Source organism: Massilia sp. Root133, from assembly GCF_001426525.1.
In the GTDB taxonomy this organism is placed as follows: domain Bacteria; phylum Pseudomonadota; class Gammaproteobacteria; order Burkholderiales; family Burkholderiaceae_D; genus Telluria; species Telluria orientalis.
The window spans coordinates 12,828-34,575 of sequence record NZ_LMEW01000031.1 but is presented as its reverse complement, the minus strand read 5'-3'; the positions used below and the strand labels follow the sequence as shown (position 1 = coordinate 34,575).

Sequence of the window (21,748 nt, the reverse complement as noted above, 5' to 3'; positions counted from 1 at the left end):
CAAGACCCGCATCGATCATCCTTTCGTATGAGGGGATTGTCCTACAAGGCCGCGATACTGGTTCAGCTCCGGCCCAATTCCCGCCGGCGGCACTCTTGAGCGCGCAGATGAATCGAACCACCGTACCTAACGAACCTGCTTGTGCCCCGCCCGCCCCGCTCGACGCCGGCGCCGCGGCGTCCGAGCCCCATATCGCCGCCTGCCGGCGCGCCTGGCAGCTGCTGTGCGCCGCCGGCATGCCCACGCTGGCCGACGCTCCCGTGCTGGCCGCCGACCCGCTGCTCGCCGACGCGCTGCAGGATGCCTTCAACGCCGGCCGCCTGCCCGGCGCACTGATCGAAGCGGAGATCCGGCGCGCGCTGCTGGACGGCCCGCGCGATGCGACCTTGCTGGCCGCCGTGCTGCTGGCGGCCGTCGCGCTCGACCGCTTCCGGGGCGGCCGCCGCGCCATGCTGCTGGCCGACGCCTGCGCCGTGCGCGCCCGCCATGACGATGCGCGCGCCGTCGCCGGCGCCGTGCTGCGCGCCCACGCCACGCTCATCCTGTCCCGCTGCGCACCGCTGCGCGAAGCGGCGCTGCTGCAGGCCGAGGCCTGCCGCCTGGAAGCCGGCCGCCCGGACACGCTGGCCCGCAACGCCGTGCTGTGGACGGGCGTGCGCCTGCTGTGCGGCGCGCCGCTGGCCGAGCTGCTCCATTACGCCGACGCCATCCGTCAGTCGGTCCCGTTTGGCAACGTTTCCGTCGCCACCAGCCAGCTGGACAGTCGCATCGCCCTGTTCCGCGCGCTCGCGGACGGCCCGCGCACGCCATACCTGCCGACGGTGCCCGCCGACGCAATGCAGTTCGGGTGCTGGCTCGGCAGCCTGCAGGCCGCCTGGTTGCGCGGCGACACGGGCGCCGCGCGTGCGGCGCTGGCCGCCGCCCGCCAGCTCGTCACGCCGCTCACGCCCCCGTGCGAGCTGCTGCCGTATCACCTGTTCGGTGCGCTGACGCTGGCGCGGCTCGACCATGTGCCGGGCGCCACGGCCGCGCTGCGCGTCCATCGCCGCGCCCTGCAGGCCTGGGCCCGGCGCGCGTCCGACGTCGCCGGCGCGATGGCGCTGCTCGCGCTCGCGGTCGAACAGGATGCCGTGGGGGCCGGCCGGGCGCTCACCGCCTACGAACGCGCCGCCGCGCAGGCCCAGTCGGCCGGCCAGGCGTGGATTGCCGCACTGGCCTGGGAAGGCGCCGCCGGCCTGTGCGCCCGCAACGGCCTTGCTGGCGCGCTGCCGGGCTACCGCAAGCTCGCGCTGAACGCCTGGCGCGACTGGGGCGCGCACGGCCGCGTGCGCGACCTGATGCAGGCCTGGGACGCGACGCCCGCCGCGCCCGACCACGACCAGCAGACGCGCGCCGCCCGTGCCGGCACGGTCGGCGAACTCGGCATCACGATCGCGCACGAAGTCAACCAGCCGCTGGCCGCGATCCTGCTGCACGCGGCGGCCGCCCGGCGCTGGCTGCGCCGCGGCCAGCCCGACACGACGCGCGCGCTGGAAGCGCTGGAACAGATCACGGCCTGCGGCCGCCAGGCCGGCGACATCGTGCGCAGCGTGCGCGGCCTCGCGCGGCGCGAGGGCGAAGCCGCCAGCATGTTCGCACTCGACACGGCGGTCGGCGAAGTGGCGCAACTGCTGCGCGCACTGATGGTGCGCCAGAACGTGCAGCTGGAGACGCGCCTGCTGCTGCCGGAACGCCAGATCCACGCCAGCCGCGCCCAGATCCAGCAGGTGCTCATCAACCTGCTGCTGAACGCGATCGAGGCGCTGGCTTGTGTCAGCGACCGGCCGCGCCGCATCGTGCTGGAATCCGTGCCGGCCGGCCCCGCGCTGGTCGAGCTGCGCGTGCGCGACAACGGCCCCGGCATCGCGCCGGCCGACCGCGAGCGCATCTTCGACGCCCTGTATTCGACCAAGCCGCACGGCACGGGCGTCGGGCTGTCGATCAGCCGCGCCATCGTCGAGGCGCACGGCGGCCGCATCGAATACACGGCCGCCGAGCCGCACGGCGCGCTGTTCCGCGTCGTGCTGCCCGTGCGCAGCATCGCCAGTGTCGTGCCACCCTCGGAAAGCCGCGACCATGCCTGAGAATCCCGCCCCCGTGATACGTGTCTGCCGCTACATCGACGACCACCTGACCGAGCCGCTCACCCTGGCGGACCTGGCCGGCCACGCGGGCCTGTCGCGCCATTATTTTTCGCGCCTGTTCCGCGCCACGACGGGCGACCCGCCCATGCGCTACCTGATGCGGCGCCGCATCGAGCACGCGCGCCGGCTGCTGCTGGACCGCCGCCACAGCGTGTGCGAAATCGCCATGCTGCTGCATTTCGCCGACCAGAGCCATTTCTGCCGCAGCTTCCGCCGCAGCACGGGCCTGTCGCCGTTGCAGTACAGCCGCGCGCAGTAATATATTGACATTCTGGAGGAAACCATGAACCTACCCGCCATCGCCGACCTGATCCTCACCAACGGCCGCTTCCACACGCTGGACCGGTCCAACCCGCAGGCGGACGCCGTCGCCATCGCCGACGGCCGCTTCGTCGCCGTGGGTGACGCCGCCGACGTCATGCGCCACCGCGGCGACACGACCCGCGTGATCGACCTGGACGGCCACACCGTCATCCCGGGCCTGAACGACTCGCACCTGCACCTGATCCGCGGCGGCCTGAATTACAACCTCGAGCTGCGCTGGGAAGGCGTGCCGTCGCTGGCCGACGCGCTGCGCATGCTGAAGGAGCAGGCCGACCGCACCCCGAACCCGCAGTGGGTGCGCGTGGTCGGCGGCTGGAACGAATTCCAGTTCGCGGAACGGCGCATGCCGACCCTGGAAGAACTCAACGCGGCGGCGCCCGACACGCCCGTGTTCGTATTGCACCTGTACGACCGCGCCCTGCTCAACCGCGCCGCGCTGCGCGCCGTCGGCTACGACAAGACGACGCCGAACCCGCCGGGCGGAGAAATCGTGCGCGACGCCGCCGGCAACCCGACCGGCATGCTCATCGCGCGCCCGAACGCGATGATCCTGTACGCGACCTTGGCGAAAGGCCCGAAGCTGCCGCTGGAGCAGCAGATCAATTCGACCCGCCACTTCATGCGCGAACTGAACCGCCTCGGCCTCACGAGCGCGATCGACGCGGGCGGCGGTTTCCAGAATTATCCCGAGGATTACCAGGTCGTCGAACAGCTGGCCGCGCAAGACCAGCTGACCATCCGCATCGCCTACAACCTGTTCACGCAGAACAAGGGCAAGGAACTCGACGACTTCAAGACGTGGACGGAGATGGTGACGCCGGGCCAGGGCACCGACTGGTACCGCCACAACGGCGCCGGCGAGATGCTCGTGTTTTCCGCCGCCGACTTCGAAGACTTCCTGGAACCGCGCCCGGACCTGCCGGCCGGCATGGAGGATGAACTCGAGCAAGTGGTGCGCCACCTCGTGTCGAGCCGCTGGCCGTTCCGCCTGCACGCGACGTACGACGAATCCATCTCGCGCATGCTGGACGTGTTCGAAAAAGTCGACCGCGAGATCCCGTTCAACGGCCTGCGCTGGATGTTCGACCACGCCGAGACCATCACCCCGCGCAACATCGAGCGCGTGAAAGCGCTGGGCGGCGGCATCGCGATCCAGCACCGGATGGCCTTCCAGGGCGAATACTTCGTCGACCGCTACGGTGCGAAGGCGGCCGAATCGACGCCGCCGATCAAGCGCATGCTGGACGCCGGCGTGCCCGTCGGCGCCGGCACGGATGCCACCCGCGTGGCCAGCTACAACCCATGGACGGCGCTGTACTGGCTCGTCTCCGGCCGCACCGTCGGCGGCCTGCGCCTGTACGATACGGGGTCGCGCCTCGACCGCCACACCGCACTGGAACTGTGGACCGCGGGCAGTGCCTGGTTCTCCAGCGAGCAGGGGCAGAAGGGCCGCATCCAGGCAGGCATGCTGGCCGACCTGGCCGTGCTGTCCGCCGACTACTTCCGCGTGGACGAGGACGCGATCAAGGCCATCGAATCCGTGCTGACCGTCGTGGGCGGCCACATCGTGTTCGGCCAGGGCGCGTTCGACAAGCTCGCGCCGCCCACGATTCCCGTGCTGCCCGAGTGGTCGCCCGTGGCGAAGGTGCCGGGCCACTACCGCCCCGTCCAGCAACCGGTCGCCGCGACACTGCCGCACCAGTGCCGCGGCGCGTGCTCCGTCCACGCGCATGCGCACGACCGCGCGCGCAAGTCGGACGTGCCGGTGTCGGATTTCAGCGCGTTCTGGGGCGCGTTCGGCTGCAGCTGTTTTGCGTTCTGAGGAGAGACCATGTCCATGAAACCCAGTGACCTGACGCTCGGCGTCGGCCTCGGCCTGCTGGCCGGCTACATCGACACGTCCGCGTTCGTCGGCCTGTTCGGCCTGTTCACGGCGCACGTGACGGGCAACTTCGTCCTCATCGGCAGCGAACTCGCGCGGCCGTCGCACGCCGGCGTGCTGCCGTTGAAATTCCTCGCGATTCCCGCGTTCGCGGCCGGCGTCGTCGTGGCGCGCCTGATGGACGTGCGCTGCGCGCGCCTGGGCGACAATCCGGCCCGCCCGCTGCTGGGCATGCAGTTCGTGCTGCTGGCGCTGTTCACGATCGCGGGCCTGGCGGCGTCGCCGCTGGCCGGTCCGGAAGCGCCGCTGGTCCTCGTGACCGGCATGCTGGGCGCCGCGGCGATGGGCGTGCAGAACGCCGTCGGCAAGCTGCAGCTGGGCCGCATCGCGCCCACCACGGTCATGACCGGCAACGTGACGGAACTCCTGATCGACATGACGGACCTGGCCACGGGCCGCGCCACGCCGGCCGTCAAGGCGCGCTTCGTGAAGTTCTTCTGGCCCGTGCTCGCATTCGCGCTCGGCTGCGTCGCGGGCGGCATGGCGTGGATGGCGTTCGGATTCTGGTGCTTCATGCCGGCGCTCGTGCTGCTCGCGTGGCTCGTGCTGCTGGACTGGCCGGCACTGGAAGCGGCATCGGCGACAGCGTAATCCCTGCATTCCGGCGAGTGGTTTTTAGCGCTCGCATCGGGCATCGTAGCGACGGAACATCGGTTCATCACAACAACACCAAACGAAAGGGAAAACGATATGAACGATATGAACGATATGAACGCCAAGCGCCGCAGCATGCTGGGCGGCGCCGCCGCGCTGCCCCTGGCCATGCTGGCCGCCGCCGGCCCGGCCCAGGCCGCGACCGAGGCGAAAGGCGGCGCTGCCCGCATGACGTCGAGCTACGTACGCACGAAGGACGGCGTGGACATCTTCTATAAGGACTGGGGCAGCGGCACGCCGATCGTGTTCTCGCACGGCTGGCCGCTGAGCTCCGACGACTGGGATTCGCAGATGATGTACTTCGTGCAGCGCGGCTTCCGCGTGATCGCGCACGACCGCCGCGGCCACGGCCGCTCCACACAGGTCGGCTCCGGTCACGACATGGACCACTACGCGGACGACCTCGCGGCCGTCGTCGAACACCTGGACCTGAAGGGTGCGATCCACGTCGGCCACTCGACGGGCGGCGGCGAAGTCGTGCGCTACCTGGCCCGCCACGGCCAGTCGCGCGCGTCGAAAGCCGTGCTGATCGCGGCCGTGCCGCCGATCATGGTCAAGACCGCGGCGAACCCGGGCGGCCTGCCGAAGGACGTGTTCGACGGCATCCAGCAGCAGGTCGCGACGAACCGCGCGCAGTTCTACCGCGACCTGCCGTCCGGCCCGTTCTACGGCTTCAACCGCCCGGGCGTGAAGCCGCAGGAAGGCATCATCCAGAACTGGTGGCGCCAGGGCATGATGGGCGGCGCCAAGGCCCATTACGACGGCGTCGTCGCGTTCTCGCAGACCGACTTCACGGCGGACCTCAAGAAGATCACGCTGCCGGTGCTGGTCCAGCACGGCGACGACGACCAGATCGTGCCGTACGCCGACTCCGGCGTGCTGTCCGCCAAGCTGCTGCAGAAAGGTACGCTGAAGACCTATAAAGGTTTCCCGCACGGGATGCCGACGACGCATGCGGACGTGATCAACGCCGACATCCTCGCCTTTATCAAGGGTTGACGTGTGAACGTGGTCCGGCCCCGCGCCGGATCACGTGACATTGTGTGAGCCTCCAGGCCGCCACTGCCGGTACAATCAGATATGTTATCGATATCCAACACCGGCATGGTCCCTCTTTCCCTGTTCCGGCGCGTCGCGATCTGCGCCGCCGCGTCGTGTCTCGCATCCCTGCCGGCAGCCGCCGACGAGGTCCGCTACAGTGGCCCGTTGACGGTCAAGGCGGTCGACGAATTCATCCGCTCGAACGACGACAAGCCGGTGACGCAGCTGTCCATTTCCTCGCTTGGTGGCATTCTCGACGCCGGCATCAAGCTGGGCAGGTGGGTGCGACAGAAACATGCGGACGTGCGGGTCAATTTCTTCTGCGCATCCGCCTGCGCCAATTACGTATTCGCCGCCGGCAGGCACAAGATCATCGCGCCCGACAGTGTCGTGATGTGGCATGGCGGCGTGCAGGCATGGGAATTCACCGAAGCGCTGGACGAGTACCGCAGACAGGTCGCGCTGGCGATGCGGCCCGACCCCGATCCCTACGCAAGGTTCGCCGTCGCGGCCCTCAGGCGCTACTCGACGGTCGCGGACGTGCGCGACCTGGAGACAGCGTATTTCAAGGAAATCGGATTCGACGGCGCGCTCGTCCTGCTCGGGGCCCAGCCCCTCCACTACGATACCGAATGGTGGACTGCCACGGTCGGCGTCATGGAAAAATACGGACTTGAGGATATTGAAGCGCCCCCGGATTACGGCACCCCGGCGTACCTGAACAGGTCGATCTTCCGGAGGATGTTGTTCAAGAACGCCCGCGTGACGTTCGAGCTCGGCCCGGACGGCGCGGTGGTCGCGACGCCGGTCGACAGGTAGGCTCAGCGGCTGCGCACGCTCGCGATGCCGAGCTTCTCGGCCATGCGCACCAGTTCGGCCAGGGTGCGCGTCTGCATCTTCTGCATCAGGTTGCGCTTGTGGACCTTGGCCATGATCTCGCTGATACCCATTTCGTCCGCGATCTGCTTGTTCAACAACCCGCCGATGGCGAGGCCGAACACTTCGCGCTCGCGCGGCGTGAGCTGGGCGTGGCGGCGCGCCAGTTCGTCGACTTCGCTCCGCTGCGCAATACGGCTCGCATCGCTGGCCAGCGCCTCGTCGACGGCGGCCAGCAGCGCGTCCGGATCGACGGGCTTGGTGAGGAATTCGTTGGCGCCGGCCTTCATCGCGGCCACGGACAGCGGGATGGTGCCGTGGCCGGTCAGGAAGATGACGGGCAGCGCCAGGTGGCGCTCGGCCATGTGCTGCAGTACGCTCATGCCGTCCAGCTGCGGCATCTGCATGTCGAGGATCAGGCAGGCCGGCACCGGCGGCGCCGGCTGCACGAGGAAGTCGGCCGCGTCGGCGAACGCGCGTACGTCGTACCCCTCCGCCTCGAGCAGGTCCTCGAGGCCGGAACGCACGTTCGCATCGTCGTCCACCACCATCACCATCCGCTCGCCCATGCCTGCCTCCTCGTCTGTTGCAGACGCAAGCATAGCGGAAAACACCGGGTTGTGCGGAGGGGCCGCCGTCACCGGACGGCGTCCGGCGGCACCGGGATCGAATCGATCAGCGCCAGCAGGCAGTCGGCGTCGACCGGCTTGAGCAGCAGCGTCAGCGCGCCGACCACGCCCGCGCGGTGCACGAGTGCGGGGTCGTCGTCGCCCGTGATGAAGATGACGGGCAGGCTCGGCGCCAGCGCGCGCAGGCTTTGTCCGAGCGCGAAGCCGTCCGGCTCGCCGATGTGGATGTCGAGCACGGCGCAGTGGGCGCGCACGGGGTCGCAGGCGTCCAGCGCGGCGGCGGCGCTCGGATAGCCCTCGGCCGCGTAGCCGGCCGCGCGCAGCAGGCCGAGCATGCCGGTGCGGACGGTGTCGTCGTCGTCCACCACGAGCACCGGCTGGCTGCCGTCAGGCTGCGCGATCATGGCCGGCCTTGTTGTCCGTCGGTGCGGGCGGGGGCGGCGTCACGCCGCTGATGCGGGTCACGCACTCGCTGCGGAACCAGGACACGGTGACGGGCTCGCCCGAGATCAGGCGCTTGGCGATGGGCACGGCCTGCTCGCCCACGAGCATGCCGAACAGGCCGATCAGCGCGATCGCCGGCGGCGCGGGGGAACGGACCCCCAGCAATGCATAGATGCAGCCGACCAGCAGGCCGACTGCCAAGGAAACCAGGTAGAACTTCATGCATCCCCCTGTGGATGAATGGCGGGAGCGGCCCCGGCGCGGATAGGCGCCGGAGCCGCGGACGCACGCACCGGGATGGCCGGCGCGCGCGAAAAATCAGCGTGCCGGTACCGGCGCCAGCGTTTCGTGGCTGGTGGTGCCGCGTTGCGGTGCCTTGTGCACCATCGTGTACGCGTAGTCGATGCCCATGCCGTACGCGCCCGAATGCTCCTTGGCGATGCCGGTCACGGCGTCATAGGTGTCCTTGTGCGCCCAGTCGCGCTGCCACTCCAGCAGCACCTGCTGCCAGGTCACCGGCACGACGCCGGCCTGGATCATGCGCTGCATGGCGTAGTCGTGGGCTTCCTTGCTCGTGCCGCCCGAGGCGTCCGCCACCATGTAGATCTCGTAGCCGCCTTCCAGCATCGCGCACAGGGCGAAGGTGGTGTTGCAGACTTCCGTCCACAGGCCGGCGACGACGATCTTCTTGCGGCCGTTGGCGGCCAGCGCGTCGCGCACTTTCTGGTCGTCCCACGAGTTCATCGAGGTGCGCTCGAGGATGGGCTGGTTCGGGAACACGTCCAGCAGTTCCGGGTAGGTATAGCCCGAGAAGCCTTGCGTCTCGACGGTGGTGATCGTCGTCGGGATGTTGAACGTGCGGGCCGCCTTGGCGAGGCCGACGGTGTTGTTCTTCAGGACCTGGCGGTCGATGGACTGCACGCCGAAAGCCATCTGCGGCTGGTGATCGATGAAGATGATCTGGCTGTTCTGCGGCGTCAGCACTTCGAGTTTTGGATTGCTCATGGGATGATCCTCTGGGAGGGATGAAAAGATGGTTGGTGGTGCACCGGCCAGGCCATGGTAGTCCCGCCCCTCCTCCATTGCCAGTATCCGTTCGTATAGGCGCACAGGCACGGCGTGCTTTACAATCCGGTCAATGTTCCGTTCCGCCATCGTCCTCCTCCTCGCGCTGTTGTCTGGCAGCGCGCACGCGCTCGACCCCACGCTTTCCATCGCCCAGCTGCACCACGACGCCTGGACGAGCAAGGACGGCATGCCGGGCGACGTGTGGGAGATGACGCAGGACCGGGACGGCTTCATGTGGTTCGCCACGCCGTCCGGCCTGTACCGCTTCGACGGCGTCCGCTTCGAGCACATCCGGTCGCTGGGCGGCGTGCCCCTGCTGTCCAACGTGATCGCGACGGTGCGCGCGTTTCCCGACGGGTCGCTGTGGATCGGGTACCGCTTCAACGGCCTGTCGGTGTTTCGCGACGGCCGCCTGCGCCATTATGCCGAGGCCGACGGTTACGAGCCCGGCGGCGTCTACTCCGTCGTGGCGGATGAGCGCGGACGCACGTGGGCCGCGACGAGCAAGGGGTTGTTCATGCTCGACGGCAGCCGCTGGCGCAAGATCGGCGCGGACTGGGGACTCGACGGCACCTCGGAAGGCCTGCGGCGCGATCCTTCCGGGCGCCTGTGGGTGAATACCGAGAACGCGCTGTTCTATCGCGACCCCGGCGTCGACCGCTTCGTGCCGACCGGCCTCACGGGCCAGCATTTCAACATCATGTCCGCCCCGGATGGACACCTGTGGCTGTGGTACCTGGACAAGATCACGCGCCTGCCCGAGCGCCTGGCCACCCCGCCGCACCCGCGCGACTGGTGGACGACGTCGTATTCGTTCGACGCCATCTTCGACCGCGACGGCAACCTGTGGCATGCGGGGGTCGGACTCTACCGGCTGGGACCGGCCGCGCTGGCGCGCACCGACGTCGTGCACCCGCGCACCGATCCCGGCGAACGTGCGCCCGCGAGCCTGACCAGCGGCGATGCGATGACCATGTTCGAGGACCGCGAGGGCAACGTCTGGCTCGGCACGCGGCGCGGCGTCGACCGCTTCCGGCGCGACCGGGTCGTTCCGGCGGGGCTGCCGCCGGGGTATGCCAACGTCTCGCTGGCCCTGGACGATGCCGGCCGCTTGTGGGCGAGCGCCGAGTTCATCCGCCAGCCCCGCCTGTGGATGCACGACGGCATCCGCCTCGTCGAACGGCCCGAACGGGACGTGCAGGTGCTGGCCACCGCCGCCGACGGCGCCCTGCTGGTGGCACGCCGCGGCGTCATCGAGCGGCGCAAGGGCGGCACGACGATCCGCATCCCGTTCCCGGACAGCGTGCCGCAGGCCGCCATGGACGGCGGCGTGCGCACGATGCTCGACGACGGCACGGGACTGTGGGCCGGGTTCGCCTACGACCGGCTGTACCGCTGGGACGGCAGCCGCTGGGCGCCGGCGCGTGCATTCGGCCTGTCCGACGAGCTCCCGGTGAGCATGGCGCGTGACGCGCACGGTACCTTGTGGTTCGGCTACCGCGACAGCACCGTGGTCGCCCTGCGCGACGGGAAGACCAGGCGCTACGGCATGGCGGACGGCCTCGACGTCGGCGTCGTGGGACGCGTGATGGACGCCGGCGGCGTGCTGCTGGCCGCCGGCGACAAAGGCTTGTCCATGCTCGCCGGCGGCCGCTTCGTTCCGGTGCGCCTGGCCGACCCGCAGGCGCTCGCCGGCATCACGGGCATGCTGCTGCGCGCCGACGGCGACCTGTGGCTGAACGGCAGCCGCGGCCTCGTACGCATCCCGGCCGCGCAGTGGCGCGCATTCCTGGGCGCGCCGGCCCGCACCATTGCCACGTACGACCTGTTCGACGCCATCGACGGTTATCCCGGCATCGCCCAGTTCCGTTCGGGGCAATCGAGCCTGCTGGAGACGCCCGACGGCCGCCTGTGGCTGTACGGCACCGACGGCGCCGCGTGGATCGACCCGGCCCGCCTGCCCCGCAACCGGCTGGCGCCGCCCGTGCACATCACGAGCGTGTCCGCCGGCGGACGCACGCTCGACGCGGCGGGCGGCTTGATCCTGCCGGCCGGCACGCGCGACCTGCAGATCGCCTACACGGCCCCCAGCTTCACGATGCCGGAACGGGTCCGTTTCCGCTACAAACTGGAAGACGTCGACGACGATTGGCGCGACGCCGGCCCGCGCCGCACGGCCTATTACACGCGCCTGGGGCCGGGCCGCTACCGCTTCGCCGTCAGCGCCGCCAACGAGGACGGCGTGTGGAACCCGACGGGCGCCGCGCTCGACGTCACGATCGCGCCCACGTTCGTGCAGGGCGCGCCGTTCAAGGCGCTGTGCGCCGCGCTGTTCGCGCTGGGCGCGTGGCTGCTGTACCGGCTGCGCCTGCGCCGGGTCACGCTGCAACTGCGCCGCCTGCTGCAGGAGCGCGCGAGCGAACGCGAACGCATCGCGCGCACCTTGCACGACACGCTGATGCAATCCGTGCAGGCCCTGCTGATGCTGTTCGAGCACGCGCGCGACCGGCTGCCGCAGGACTGCCCCGACCGTCCGCTGATCGACCGCACGCTCGAACAGGCGCGCGACGCGCTGCGCGAAGGCCGCGACGAACTGACGGCGCTGCGCGGCGCGGCGGCGCCGGCCGAGGACCTCGTTGGCGCCGTCGTCCCGCTGGGTCACATCCTCGGCGAGCAGTTCGGCGTACGCTTCGACGTGCGCGTGGAGGGACAGCGCCGCACCCTGTGCCGCGACGTGGCCCAGGAGACGTGCTTCATCGCCCGCGAAGCGCTGCAGAACGCGTTCCGGCACGCGCATGCGAACGAGGTCGTGCTGGAGGTGGCCTACGGCGAGCAGGCGTTCGAACTGCGGGTGCGCGACGACGGCCGCGGCATCCGCGCGGCCGCCCGGCCCGGCCACTGGGGCCTCGCGGGCATGCGCGAGCGCGCGGCGGCGATCGGCGCGCGGCTCGACATCGGACCGGGCGCCGAACGTGGGACGGTCGTCGCGCTCACGGTGCCCGCCGGCCAGGCGTACGAGCGTCCAGCGCGGCGGCCGTGGTGGCGCCGCCTCGCCGGCGGCGTCCCGGCCGGCCAGCCATAGAGATGCATATGTGTCTTGGTAGCGTCGATCATGTTACGATCACTGTCCCGTAATGACATCTGCTGCCTTTACGAACGAACGACATCATGATGACTCTCCACGACCTTCGCCACCTCGCCATGCGCCACGCCGGCACGGGCCCGGACTGCATCGTGCCCGGGCTGCGGGTGCGTTCGGTCACGACGCCGACCTTGCCGATGAGCGGCATCGAAGAGCCGATGTTCGCGCTGATCCTGCAGGGCCGCAAGCGCTCGACGATCGGCGGGCGCACCTACGAATATGGTCCCGGCGACTGCGTGATCGTGTCGCTGACGATGCCGTCGACGGGCCAGGTGACCCACGCCAGCGAGGACGAGCCGTATCTCGGCGTCGCGCTCACGCTGCGCCCGGCCGAGATCGCGGGCCTGATCGTCGAAGCGGAAGCCGAGGCGCCGCCGGCCGCGGCGCCGATGGCCGTGCATGCGGCGTCGAGCCAGCTGCTGGATGCCGTCGGGCGCCTGGTGACCCTGCTCGACCATCCGGACGACGTGCGCATCCTGCGGCCGCTGCTGGAGAAGGAAATCCTGTGGCGCCTGCTCTCCGGCCCGCACGGCCCGATGCTGCGCGAGGTGGGCCTGGCCGACAGCCGCGCATCGCGCATCGGCCGTGCGATCCGCTGGCTGCAGCAGCATTACGCCGAACCCGTCTCGACGCAGCAGCTGGAAGCGGTGAGCGGCATGAGCGCGTCGTCGCTGTTCCGCCACTTCAAGGACTTCACGTCGCTGAGCCCCCTGCAATACCAGAAGCAGATCCGCCTGCACGAGGCACGCGCCCGCCTCGCGGCGGCCAGCTGCGACGTGGCCGCCGTCGCCTACCAGGTGGGCTACGAAAGCCCGTCGCAGTTTACGCGCGAGTACAGCCGGATGTTCGGACGGCCGCCGCGCGACGATCTGCGGCGCGTTCGGGAGACCGTCGTATGACGGTCACGCCGACCCGGCTCTTCCTGCACTACCTGGGACAACTGGACGCCATCCTGAAGCAGGTCGAGGCGTTCGACGTGGCCGTCGCGGACCGCCGCCTGCACCCGGACATGTTCCCGCTGCTGCAGCAGGCCCGGGTCGCGATCGGGTTAACCTTACGCGCCACCTGCCCGCTGGCGGGACGCGAGATCGTCTCGTTCCGCGCCGACGAGTCGACGTTTCCCAGCGTCTTCGGCGAGCTCGAACGGACGATGGCGTACCTGGCGGCGATCCCCGATGCGGATTTCGCCGGCATGGACGCGCGGCGCGTGCGCACGACGGCCGGCTTCGCGGAGCTGGACCTGCCGGCCGCCGAGTACTATCAGATGTATGCCGTGCCCAACTTCTTTTTTCACTATTCGATGGTGTATGCGATCGCGCGCCAGGGCGGCGTGCCGGTCGGGAAAGCCGACTTCGATGGCTACCATCGCTATCCGTCGGACTTCGAATTCGCGAGTTAGCAAATTACGGTTGACTGCTAAGTGACCTATATTTCTCAAGTTTGGCAAGCGCCCTCAGCTTCGTTGGCGTGTCGTCGCTGCGCAGTTCAGCAACCATCGCCCTGTAATTCCCCTTTTCGGTTTCGCTAGCCTGGGGAACTTTTAAGGCGTCTAGCAAGTGCCGACTTGCCCTAGCAATTGCGCTTCCACTGACTTCTGTCAGAACAACATGTTTGAAAAACGAAATGGTATCTTCGTTTTGTGGCGTGCGATATATAGCATCCACGACAAGTGGCCTTACACTTTCCGAATAACCAGCATAATCGTCAATCATGTGTTTCTGATAAAGCAAGTCACCAGAGTATTTGACAATTTGCTGTTGAAACATATATGCATCGCCATAAGGCTTCCCGCGCAATTCACCCTCCCGCTGCTTTGCTACCGTCAGCGCTTTTTTTGGCTCAAGAAAAAATAGCCACTCAATCCCCCACGGCATCTCCGCCATCAATAATTCGAACACCTTTTTTTTCTCACTTTCGTCCAACCCCACAAATACATCCTGACTATAGCCGTCGGCCTTTTCTCTGCCCGTCATCTCATATTGTTTGATAAATTTTTCAAACGCCAGCGTCATAGTACTCCTCCGAATAATTCTTTAGCAATCGTGCTATCAGGCTCGATTGTCATCGCTTTTAAGATATTACCCGATTTATCCATTCCATAAATCTTCATTGACGTGACCTTACCCTCGTCAATAATCGTCGTCCACTCCCTCGTTCTCCATGTGGGACCACCAGCCGGAAATTTTCCAATGTCCTGGATAATTTCAATTTCCCCAGCTGCATCCTTGGCATACTCCGCAGAGACGTCACCCCAAAAATTCCAACCATGAGGCCCTATATCCTTTGGATCCCAGGAAAAGGTTTTGTTCAGATCCTCCCAATCGTCAATTACTTTCCCGCCCGAAGTTTGCTCCAAAATAATTTTACCTTTTTCGGTTGCGATCTTTGCTGCCAGCTCCTTATTACCTGACCAGAACATCTTTTCTTTATCCGACGTTACGTCCAATCTTGCAATTATAGCCTTCATGGCAACTTCCTTCTCTGCCACGGTTTCTGCATTCTTTGCCGCGTCCAAATGGGGCTGCAAAATGGTCCGTGCCTCATCAATCTTCCCTTCCTTGGACAACTGGGCAATCCGTTCGCGTTCTACCGCTAGAGTAGCGTCGGACACCGCCTGCTTCTTCGTATTCGGTGATTCTCCGGGCGACTTGATTGGCTCGGGGTTGTTTTTGAGTTGCCCGCTTAATTTTGAATCAGGATTAGACGTCCGTACGGCGCCATCATGAGACGCTGCTTTGCCCCTTGTTTCAGGTATTTTCCGCCCACCCTTTTCAAGCACCTTCCCGAGAGTGTCTTTCACTCTTTGTTTCGTCGGTAGTGCTACGAGGCTTTTTTCTGTCAGCACACCGGCGGCGACTGTATGGCCTTCTTTCAGGGCGGTCTGCGTCAGCACTTTCGCGAGCCTAGCGTCGAGCTCTGCCAATGCTTTCGGTACCTGTTTAAGCGCGTCCTGCTGGACATTGTAGAACTTCTTCTCCCACTCTGCCAGATTGATGATTGTGTCTTTGACTCTTTCAAAATAGCTTAGACTCTCCAGATGCGCGCGCAGCGCCTTTACGAGCTCGACGAGTTTCCCAGTTATCTTGCTAATTGCCTGGATTAGAGGTTTTTCATATTTAGCGAACTGAATGGCTCGCAAAAATTTCAGGATGTCCCCCTTCATGAACTTTTGCATGAAGCGCAAAAGCTCCACGAGTTTCGAGGCCTCTTTGATCAGCAAAAGCATTACGGCCCGTAACGCAGCGCCGAGTTCCGAGCCAGCCACTCCGCCGACAACCGCACCTACCCCTAGCGCTACGGCACTACCCGCAGCCATCGCGATCGGTAGGGCAATGACGATCAAACACGCACACAGGAGCACCCACTCCATGAGTTCTTCGCGCCTTTCTGGATGGGTCGCCAAGCGCAAAATCACGGCGACCGCGTCCCGCGCGCTTGTGACGATGACTACACCTGGAATAAAGCTGACCAGCATATCGGCGACGACGGCAGACAGTGGTCGATGGTCGGCGAATTCGCCAAAGAGCACTGATTGAAGCCATTCCATGCCCCCGACGACATGTCCCCAAGCATCCGCGAGGACGGTATGTTGCTCCGGTGACGAACGATCTTGGCTCATGCACCACCTTGATGGGTTTTGCTGCCTGTAGCCCAGTTCAGCAATTGACGGATATCCTCGTGTAATTCCGTTGCTACAAATGCGCTGACCTGCAACGGCTTGTAGTCGTATTCGACCTTCGCAGTAGTACCCGCAGGTACGTCGCTTATGCGTGCGATACCCAAGGCATCGAGTGTCCCTTTGCGAACGCTGCCATCGCTCAACGTCGCTTTATAAGCGGCCCCGGCTAGGGGCGCACCCCAATCAGTCAAATGGCGAAACTCAAGGTCCGTTTTTTGAAGATCGGCCTTCAGCAAATGCGGCATGACATAAGAATTCGTCGCGGGTCGTTGGAAGCTGTGCGTTGACGCATGTGAAATCCACTTGCCAGACGTTCCATTGGTGATGCCCGAGGCGTTGATTTTTATGAAGGAGTCACCCGCCGATATGACCACCTCTTCTTTTGCGTGAACTTCGATGCGGGATGTCGTCGATAACAAACGCACGACTTTTTCTGCGATAAGGTCGAGGTCGTTCGCTTGCGCTTGCACTTCGACTTTACCCTTCGCCGCAAACAATTTGATACCGGCATTCGAAGCAAACAAACTAATCTTTTCTGCGACGCTAACAAGGAGGCTTTTCCCCGCAGCGATATTAGTGTCCTTACCAGACGACAGAGTCACCTGATCACTGGCATGAACATGTGCTCCCTTGGCGCTCGCGAGCCCGATTCCGGAAGGGGATGCTGCCAGCAGGATCGGTTCTTTGAAACGATTTGCATCGCTCTGTCCCGGACCTTCGTAACGGTCATGTGTCGCGTCAATGAAATTCCCAAGTGCCTCCTGCCCGGCAAGAGGCTCGGCTCCGGCCTTCGATGCGCTCTCGGATAGATTTTTAGCTAGCGATGCACCGTTCTTCAGCTGGCTGGAGGCTTCCGTTGCATCGAGTTGTGTGCCTTGCGCTCCGGGACGGCCAAAGGTGCTGATATATAAGCCCTTGTACGTTACGATAGCGCCGAAATCGTCAGTACTCAGCGCAAACCCTGATCCGAAAAACCGGGTTCGCTCATTGCCGCGTTGAGTGATCAGATAACCTAGGTTTAGTTGCGCATGGCTATTCGTACTATAGAGCTGAATTCTGTTTTGACTGGTCGTGTCGTCTAGAACAAGTTGGTTGAACCCATTGCCATTAAATTCCTTAGTTTTGTAGCCTGAAAGCCTGCCATTGGTATGCCATTGCGGGATCTGCTCCTGGTTATATAGCCTACCGGTAATAACGGGACGGTCGGCATCACCGCCCAAGAACGTAACAATGACCTCCTGACCAATGCGGGGCACGTTGAGACCGCCCCATCCTTGACCGGCGTTGGAGTAACTGACACGCACCCAGCAGGAAGCCCTCTCATCACTTGGGTTTAGCCGATCCCGATGGAACCGAACCTTTACCCGGTTGAGATAATCAGTATGGACTTCTTCTCCCGAGGGTCCAACGACGATGGCAGTCTGCGGATGTAGTCCTGGCTTAGAATGTTCTCCCGGACTGCGAAAAGGAACGATGCGACGCTGGACTTCAAACCGATTAAAACAATGGCCAGTGTATCCGTCTCTTATCAGTTCCTCTCTGCTTGACTGAGTTCGCCGGATGTCAAGCCCGATTGCAGATTTAAACGCCTCAGTTTGTTCGAAAAGGCTGCCTGGAAACTCTCTGCCATTACTTGCTAGCGGAAGGTTGTTTTCAATACTCCACTCGACCGCGACGACAAGAAACTGACGGTCTTCCTCTCTACTGTCCCGATGTGCGGGATGACCTTCCAGCGTAAACCAGCTACCCACCGGCAGAGAACGTATCCCAGAGACCCCTTAGAACCGGTTTATGCTGGACTCCCATTCTTCGACGCGAATACGTGACTGTTTGTCCCCCTGTTCTTGCTTCGAATAGGTATAAGCACCGGTATATTCGTAGATCTCCAGTTGACTGGGGAGTCTACCGTGCTCTGGAAGTACAGCCATGTTGCTCTGCTTTTGGTAGCCTGGAGCTTTGTAGTCGCTAGTTCTGGTAGTCACCTGAGTCGACTTCAAACTAAGGTTTGTGCTCCAATGGACAATTTTATGCAATTCGTCCACGGTGCTTCCTCGATGGAAGTAAACCTGCTTTGGCTCGACGGGCTTGAGGCAATGTGTCGTGTCCGTAACAACGAGCACGTGACCGGTACCATCGGCTTTTTGCTCGTGATAACTGTACCAGCCTTCCTCTTCCATTAAACGATGTGCAAAATTCCAGTCAGTTTCGTATTGAGTGCAATAGGAACGCGGTGAGATCGGCTCGGTCAGATCAAAGCGAAAATTCCCACGCGCTTGTGGGTGTACAGAGAACACCTCGGCGAGAATGTCGGTTGCTTTCTTGTCTTGCCAAATTCGCGTATCCTTGCGGAATTTAAGAAAATGAAGCCAAGGTGCGAACTTTATTTGGTAAAACGTTAACTCACCGTCGCTTCCAAGGCGCATCGCTGTATGCACATAGCCGCTGATCGGCAAATAGCTCCTATTGACCTGCTTTACCCAAAGAGTAACAGGATGAGCAATAAGATTTTTCAGGTCGATATCATCACGTATGGATATAACATCAATCGCATACTCGTAACTTCTGCCTAACCGTTCATGGGCAACGACACGTTGCGGGAGAAGGATGTCTTTACCAAGACCGACAGTGAGCTTTAAGAGTCTGTCTTGCTGTCCGATGAGAGCCTGATGACGGGTTTGAGCAGTTTGCAGATCGGCCATTGGAAGGGCTACCTCATCTCTATTTATTTGTCCGGGAAGTAATACAGGCAATGAGAGACAAAAGCGAAAGCAAAGACGCTTTTTGCAACGTGGAGATACAGTCGAGACGGCTTGCTATCGTGGCATAAACAGTACGGCGCCCATTGAGAAATAACAGACACCATGCGCCTACCTGGATTTACGCACTTAAAAAAACATGCGAAGAAGACCTACACCGACGCGGGCTTGCAATGCACAACTTAATGGAACTAAAATTCCCGCCAAGAAATTTTTATGAGAGGACGGAAACGCCAATCATCTTCTCTGCGAGAATGCGTTCGATCTAATGGTTGTGACAGGGCGACGCTGTCGAGCGTTCTCTGTCACAATGTTGTCATAATCGGCTTCTACACTCCGTTGTCACGAGTGAAATATTCCCGAAAAATGGATATGAAGTTAAAAACGGACGAGGCACCTGCCGCGCTTCCGCCCGATAGCCCACACCTGTTCCTCAACCGCGAACTGTCGCTGCTCGAATTCAATCGGCGCGTGCTCGAAAACGCGGAAGATCCATCCGTCCCGCTGCTCGAACGCCTGCGCTTCCTGACGATCGTGTCCAGCAACCTGGACGAATTCTTCGAGGTCCGCGTCGCCAGCCTGCTCGCCCAGCACCAGGCGCACGGCGGCCCGGAGCCCGGCCAGGCCGACCTGGACGGCGCCGCCGACGAATGCCGCCAGATCATCGCGCGCCAGTACGCCCTCCTGAACGACCAGATCCTGCCGCAGCTGTCCGCGAACGGCATCCACCTGCTGCGCCGCTCGGACCGCAACCCGGCGCAGAAGGCGTGGGTCAAGCAGTACTTCGACAAGGAGGTGCGCCCGCTGCTCACGCCGGTCGGCCTCGACCCCGCGCACCCGTTCCCGCGCGTGATCAACAAGAGCCTGAACTTCATCATCGAACTGGCCGGCAAGGATGCGTTCGGGCGCGGCACCGGCATCGCGATCATGAAGGCGCCGCGCGTGCTGCCGCGCCTGATCCGCCTGCCGGACGAACTGTCGGACAAGCCGGGCGCGTCCTACTGCCTGCTCACCTCCGTGATCCAGGCCCACATGGCGGACCTGTTCACGGGGCGCGAGGTGGTGTCGTACTCGCAGTTCCGCGTCACGCGCAACAGCGATCTGTGGGTGGACGAGGAAGAAGTGAAAAACCTGCGCCAGGCGCTGCAGAGCGAACTCCATAGCCGCAACTACGGTTTCGCCGTGCGCCTGGAAGTCGCGCGCGGCTGCCCGAAGCACCTGGCCGACTTCCTGCTCGACCAGTTCTCGATCGACCGCTCGCGCCTGTTCACGGTGGATGGCCCGGTCAATATGGGGCGCCTGCTGGAAATCGCCAACAGCAATGCCCGGCCGGACCTGAAGTTCACGCCCTATTCGCCGGGCTTCCCGGCCAAGCTCGTGAACGCGCACGACACGTTCTCCGTGCTGCGCAAGCAGGACATCCTGCTGCACCATCCGTACCAGTCGTTCCAGCCCGTGATCGAATTCGTGCGCTGCGCCGCGGCCGATCCGAACGTCGTCGCGATCAAGCAGACGATCTACCGCGCCGGCTCGAACTCCGAGTTGATGGATTCGCTGATCAACGCGGCGTTGCGCGGCAAGGAAGTCACCGTCATCGTCGAACTGATGGCGCGCTTCGACGAAGAGGCGAACATCAACTGGGCCGAGCGGCTGGAAGAAGCCGGCGCGCAGGTCGTGTACGGCGTCGTCGGCCTCAAGACGCACGCGAAGATGGCGCTCGTGCTGCGCCGCGAACCGGACGGCCTGCGCCGCTACGCCCACCTCGGCACGGGCAACTACAACCCGACGACGGCGCGCTTCTACACGGACTTCGGCCTCCTCACGTCGGACGACGAGCTCACGGCCGACGTCAACGAAGTGTTCATCCACCTCACGAGCATGACGCGGCCCACGCAGCTGTCGGCGATGTGGCTGGCGCCGTTCACGCTGCAGAAGGAAATCGTCAAGGCGATCCGCCAGGAAGCGGCGATCGCGCGCGAAGGCAAGCCGGCGCGCATCATCGCCAAGATGAATTCGCTGACCGACGAATCCGTCATCCGCGCGCTGTACGAAGCGTCCGCGGACGGCGTGCGCATCGACCTGATCGTGCGCGGCGCGTGCTCGCTGCGGCCTGGCGTGCCGGGGCTGTCGGAGAACATCCGCGTGCGCTCGATCGTCGGCCGCTTCCTCGAACACACGCGCGTCTACTACTTCCGCAACAATCTCAAGAACGACATCTACCTGGGCAGCGCGGACTGGATGAACCGCAACCTGTTCCGCCGGGTCGAAGTGGCTTTCCCCGTCCGCTCGCCGGCGCTCAAGAAGCGCGTGCTGCGCGAGGGCCTGCAAGTCTATTTGAAGGACAACGTCAATGCCTGGGAACTGGGCAGCGACGGCCGCTACAAGCGCCGCAAGGCACGCGGCAGCCAGGCGGCCTTCAGCGCCCAGCAATTCCTGATGGAGACGCTGGGCGCGCAAAGCACCGCCCACGGACATAACAAGGAGAACGACCATGGAACTGATCCTGTGGCGCCACGCCGAGGCTGAGCCGCACGTGCCCGACCGCCAGGGCGATCAGTTGCGCGAGCTGACGGCCAAGGGTGCGCGCCACGCGTCGCGCGTGGGCGCGTGGCTCGACCGCCAGTTGCCGTCGCACTGCCGCATCCTCTCCAGCCCCGCCGCGCGCTGCGTCCAGACGGCGCAGGCGCTGGGCCGCAAGTTCATCACCGTGGAAGCACTGAACACGGATTCGTCGGCGGAGCGCATCCTGGAAGCGGCCGGCTGGCCGGACAACAAGAATCCGGTCGTCGTGGTCGGACACCAGCCGCTGCTCGGCCAGGTCGCGTCGCTGATCTTTGCCGGGACCGCACAGGACTGGAAGATCCGCAAGGCCAGCGTGTTCTGGATCGCCAGCAAGGGCGAGGAGGAGCCGGCGCCGTTCGTCAGGCTGGCGGTGGGGCCGGATATCGTCGGGAAGCTACGCTGACGACGCGGTCGTTTCGGGCATAATATTGCTGAAAGCAAAAACCAG

The 21,748-nt window shown here is 64.5% G+C and carries 18 protein-coding genes and 1 pseudogene; 11 read left to right on the top strand and 8 right to left on the bottom strand.

Going from position 1 to position 21,748, the window contains the following annotated elements; genetic code table 11:
* Positions 1-107 precede the first annotated feature (107 nt).
* From ASD28_RS18260 to ASD28_RS18235, 6 genes are all read left to right on the top strand, one after another.
* On the top strand, positions 108-2,123 hold the full coding sequence (locus ASD28_RS18260) for a sensor histidine kinase (protein ID WP_156403805.1): 2,016 nt from the start codon (positions 108-110) through the stop codon (positions 2,121-2,123).
* Positions 2,116-2,442 carry a helix-turn-helix domain-containing protein gene (locus ASD28_RS18255; protein WP_056131176.1) on the top strand — a complete coding sequence of 109 codons (327 nt, stop codon included), beginning with the start codon at positions 2,116-2,118 and terminating at the stop codon, positions 2,440-2,442. The genes ASD28_RS18260 and ASD28_RS18255 overlap by 8 nt, the downstream gene beginning before the upstream one ends.
* A gap of 24 nt (positions 2,443-2,466) precedes the next feature.
* Positions 2,467-4,329: an amidohydrolase gene (locus ASD28_RS18250; protein ID WP_056131173.1), complete on the top strand. Its 1,863-nt coding sequence runs from the start codon at positions 2,467-2,469 to the stop codon at positions 4,327-4,329.
* A 9-nt stretch (positions 4,330-4,338) separates the two neighbouring features.
* Positions 4,339-5,040 (top strand): YoaK family protein, encoded by a 702-nt coding sequence (locus ASD28_RS18245; protein WP_229412141.1) that lies wholly within the window; start codon positions 4,339-4,341, stop codon positions 5,038-5,040.
* A 231-nt stretch (positions 5,041-5,271) separates the two neighbouring features.
* A complete protein-coding gene (locus ASD28_RS18240; RefSeq protein WP_056132435.1) occupies positions 5,272-6,102 on the top strand; it encodes an alpha/beta fold hydrolase in 831 nt (276 codons plus the stop codon).
* Between the two features lie 105 nt (positions 6,103-6,207).
* Positions 6,208-6,963: a hypothetical protein gene (locus ASD28_RS18235; protein ID WP_056131170.1), complete on the top strand. Its 756-nt coding sequence runs from the start codon at positions 6,208-6,210 to the stop codon at positions 6,961-6,963.
* A 2-nt stretch (positions 6,964-6,965) separates the two neighbouring features.
* On the opposite strand, the gene ASD28_RS18230 is transcribed toward ASD28_RS18235, so the two are convergent.
* From ASD28_RS18230 to ASD28_RS18215, 4 genes are all read right to left on the bottom strand, one after another.
* A complete protein-coding gene (locus tag ASD28_RS18230) occupies positions 6,966-7,589 on the bottom strand; it encodes a response regulator transcription factor (RefSeq protein WP_056131168.1) in 624 nt (207 codons plus the stop codon).
* Between the two features lie 68 nt (positions 7,590-7,657).
* Complete coding sequence (locus tag ASD28_RS18225; RefSeq protein ID WP_056131165.1) at positions 7,658-8,053, bottom strand: response regulator; 396 nt, start codon at positions 8,051-8,053, stop codon at positions 7,658-7,660.
* A complete protein-coding gene (locus tag ASD28_RS18220) occupies positions 8,037-8,315 on the bottom strand; it encodes a XapX domain-containing protein (protein WP_056131161.1) in 279 nt (92 codons plus the stop codon). The genes ASD28_RS18225 and ASD28_RS18220 overlap by 17 nt, the downstream gene beginning before the upstream one ends.
* A 96-nt stretch (positions 8,316-8,411) precedes the next feature.
* Positions 8,412-9,098 carry a hydrolase gene (locus ASD28_RS18215; protein WP_056131159.1) on the bottom strand — a complete coding sequence of 229 codons (687 nt, stop codon included), beginning with the start codon at positions 9,096-9,098 and terminating at the stop codon, positions 8,412-8,414.
* A 133-nt stretch (positions 9,099-9,231) separates the two neighbouring features.
* On the opposite strand from ASD28_RS18215, the gene ASD28_RS18210 reads away from it, so the two are divergent.
* From ASD28_RS18210 to ASD28_RS18200, 3 genes are all read left to right on the top strand, one after another.
* On the top strand, positions 9,232-12,243 hold the full coding sequence (locus tag ASD28_RS18210) for a sensor histidine kinase (protein ID WP_056131156.1): 3,012 nt from the start codon (positions 9,232-9,234) through the stop codon (positions 12,241-12,243).
* A gap of 86 nt (positions 12,244-12,329) precedes the next feature.
* Entirely contained in the window at positions 12,330-13,202 is an 873-nt protein-coding gene (locus ASD28_RS18205; RefSeq protein WP_056131153.1) for an AraC family transcriptional regulator, read from the top strand.
* Entirely contained in the window at positions 13,199-13,702 is a 504-nt protein-coding gene (locus ASD28_RS18200) for a DUF1993 domain-containing protein (protein WP_056131149.1), read from the top strand. Before ASD28_RS18205 ends, ASD28_RS18200 begins: the two co-directional genes overlap by 4 nt.
* A 4-nt stretch (positions 13,703-13,706) precedes the next feature.
* Here ASD28_RS18200 and ASD28_RS18195 read toward each other — a convergent pair whose 3' ends face one another.
* The 4 genes and pseudogenes from ASD28_RS18195 to ASD28_RS32860 form a co-directional block, all read right to left on the bottom strand.
* Entirely contained in the window at positions 13,707-14,315 is a 609-nt protein-coding gene (locus ASD28_RS18195; RefSeq protein ID WP_056131146.1) for a hypothetical protein, read from the bottom strand.
* On the bottom strand, positions 14,312-15,922 hold the full coding sequence (locus ASD28_RS18190) for a hypothetical protein (RefSeq protein ID WP_156403806.1): 1,611 nt from the start codon (positions 15,920-15,922) through the stop codon (positions 14,312-14,314). Before ASD28_RS18190 ends, ASD28_RS18195 begins: the two co-directional genes overlap by 4 nt.
* A complete protein-coding gene (locus tag ASD28_RS33210; RefSeq protein WP_307168816.1) occupies positions 15,919-16,725 on the bottom strand; it encodes a DUF2345 domain-containing protein in 807 nt (268 codons plus the stop codon). The genes ASD28_RS18190 and ASD28_RS33210 overlap by 4 nt, the downstream gene beginning before the upstream one ends.
* A 63-nt stretch (positions 16,726-16,788) precedes the next feature.
* Positions 16,789-18,681: pseudogene (locus tag ASD28_RS32860) on the bottom strand (type VI secretion system Vgr family protein); the annotation flags it as partial.
* A 429-nt stretch (positions 18,682-19,110) separates the two neighbouring features.
* Here ASD28_RS32860 and ppk1 point away from each other — a divergent pair.
* Positions 19,111-21,264, top strand: coding sequence for a polyphosphate kinase 1 (gene ppk1, locus ASD28_RS18185; RefSeq protein ID WP_371831815.1), 2,154 nt, complete (start codon positions 19,111-19,113; stop codon positions 21,262-21,264).
* Positions 21,230-21,703 (top strand): histidine phosphatase family protein, encoded by a 474-nt coding sequence (locus ASD28_RS18180; RefSeq protein ID WP_056131138.1) that lies wholly within the window; start codon positions 21,230-21,232, stop codon positions 21,701-21,703. The genes ppk1 and ASD28_RS18180 overlap by 35 nt, the downstream gene beginning before the upstream one ends.
* The last annotated feature ends 45 nt before the right edge of the window (positions 21,704-21,748 follow it).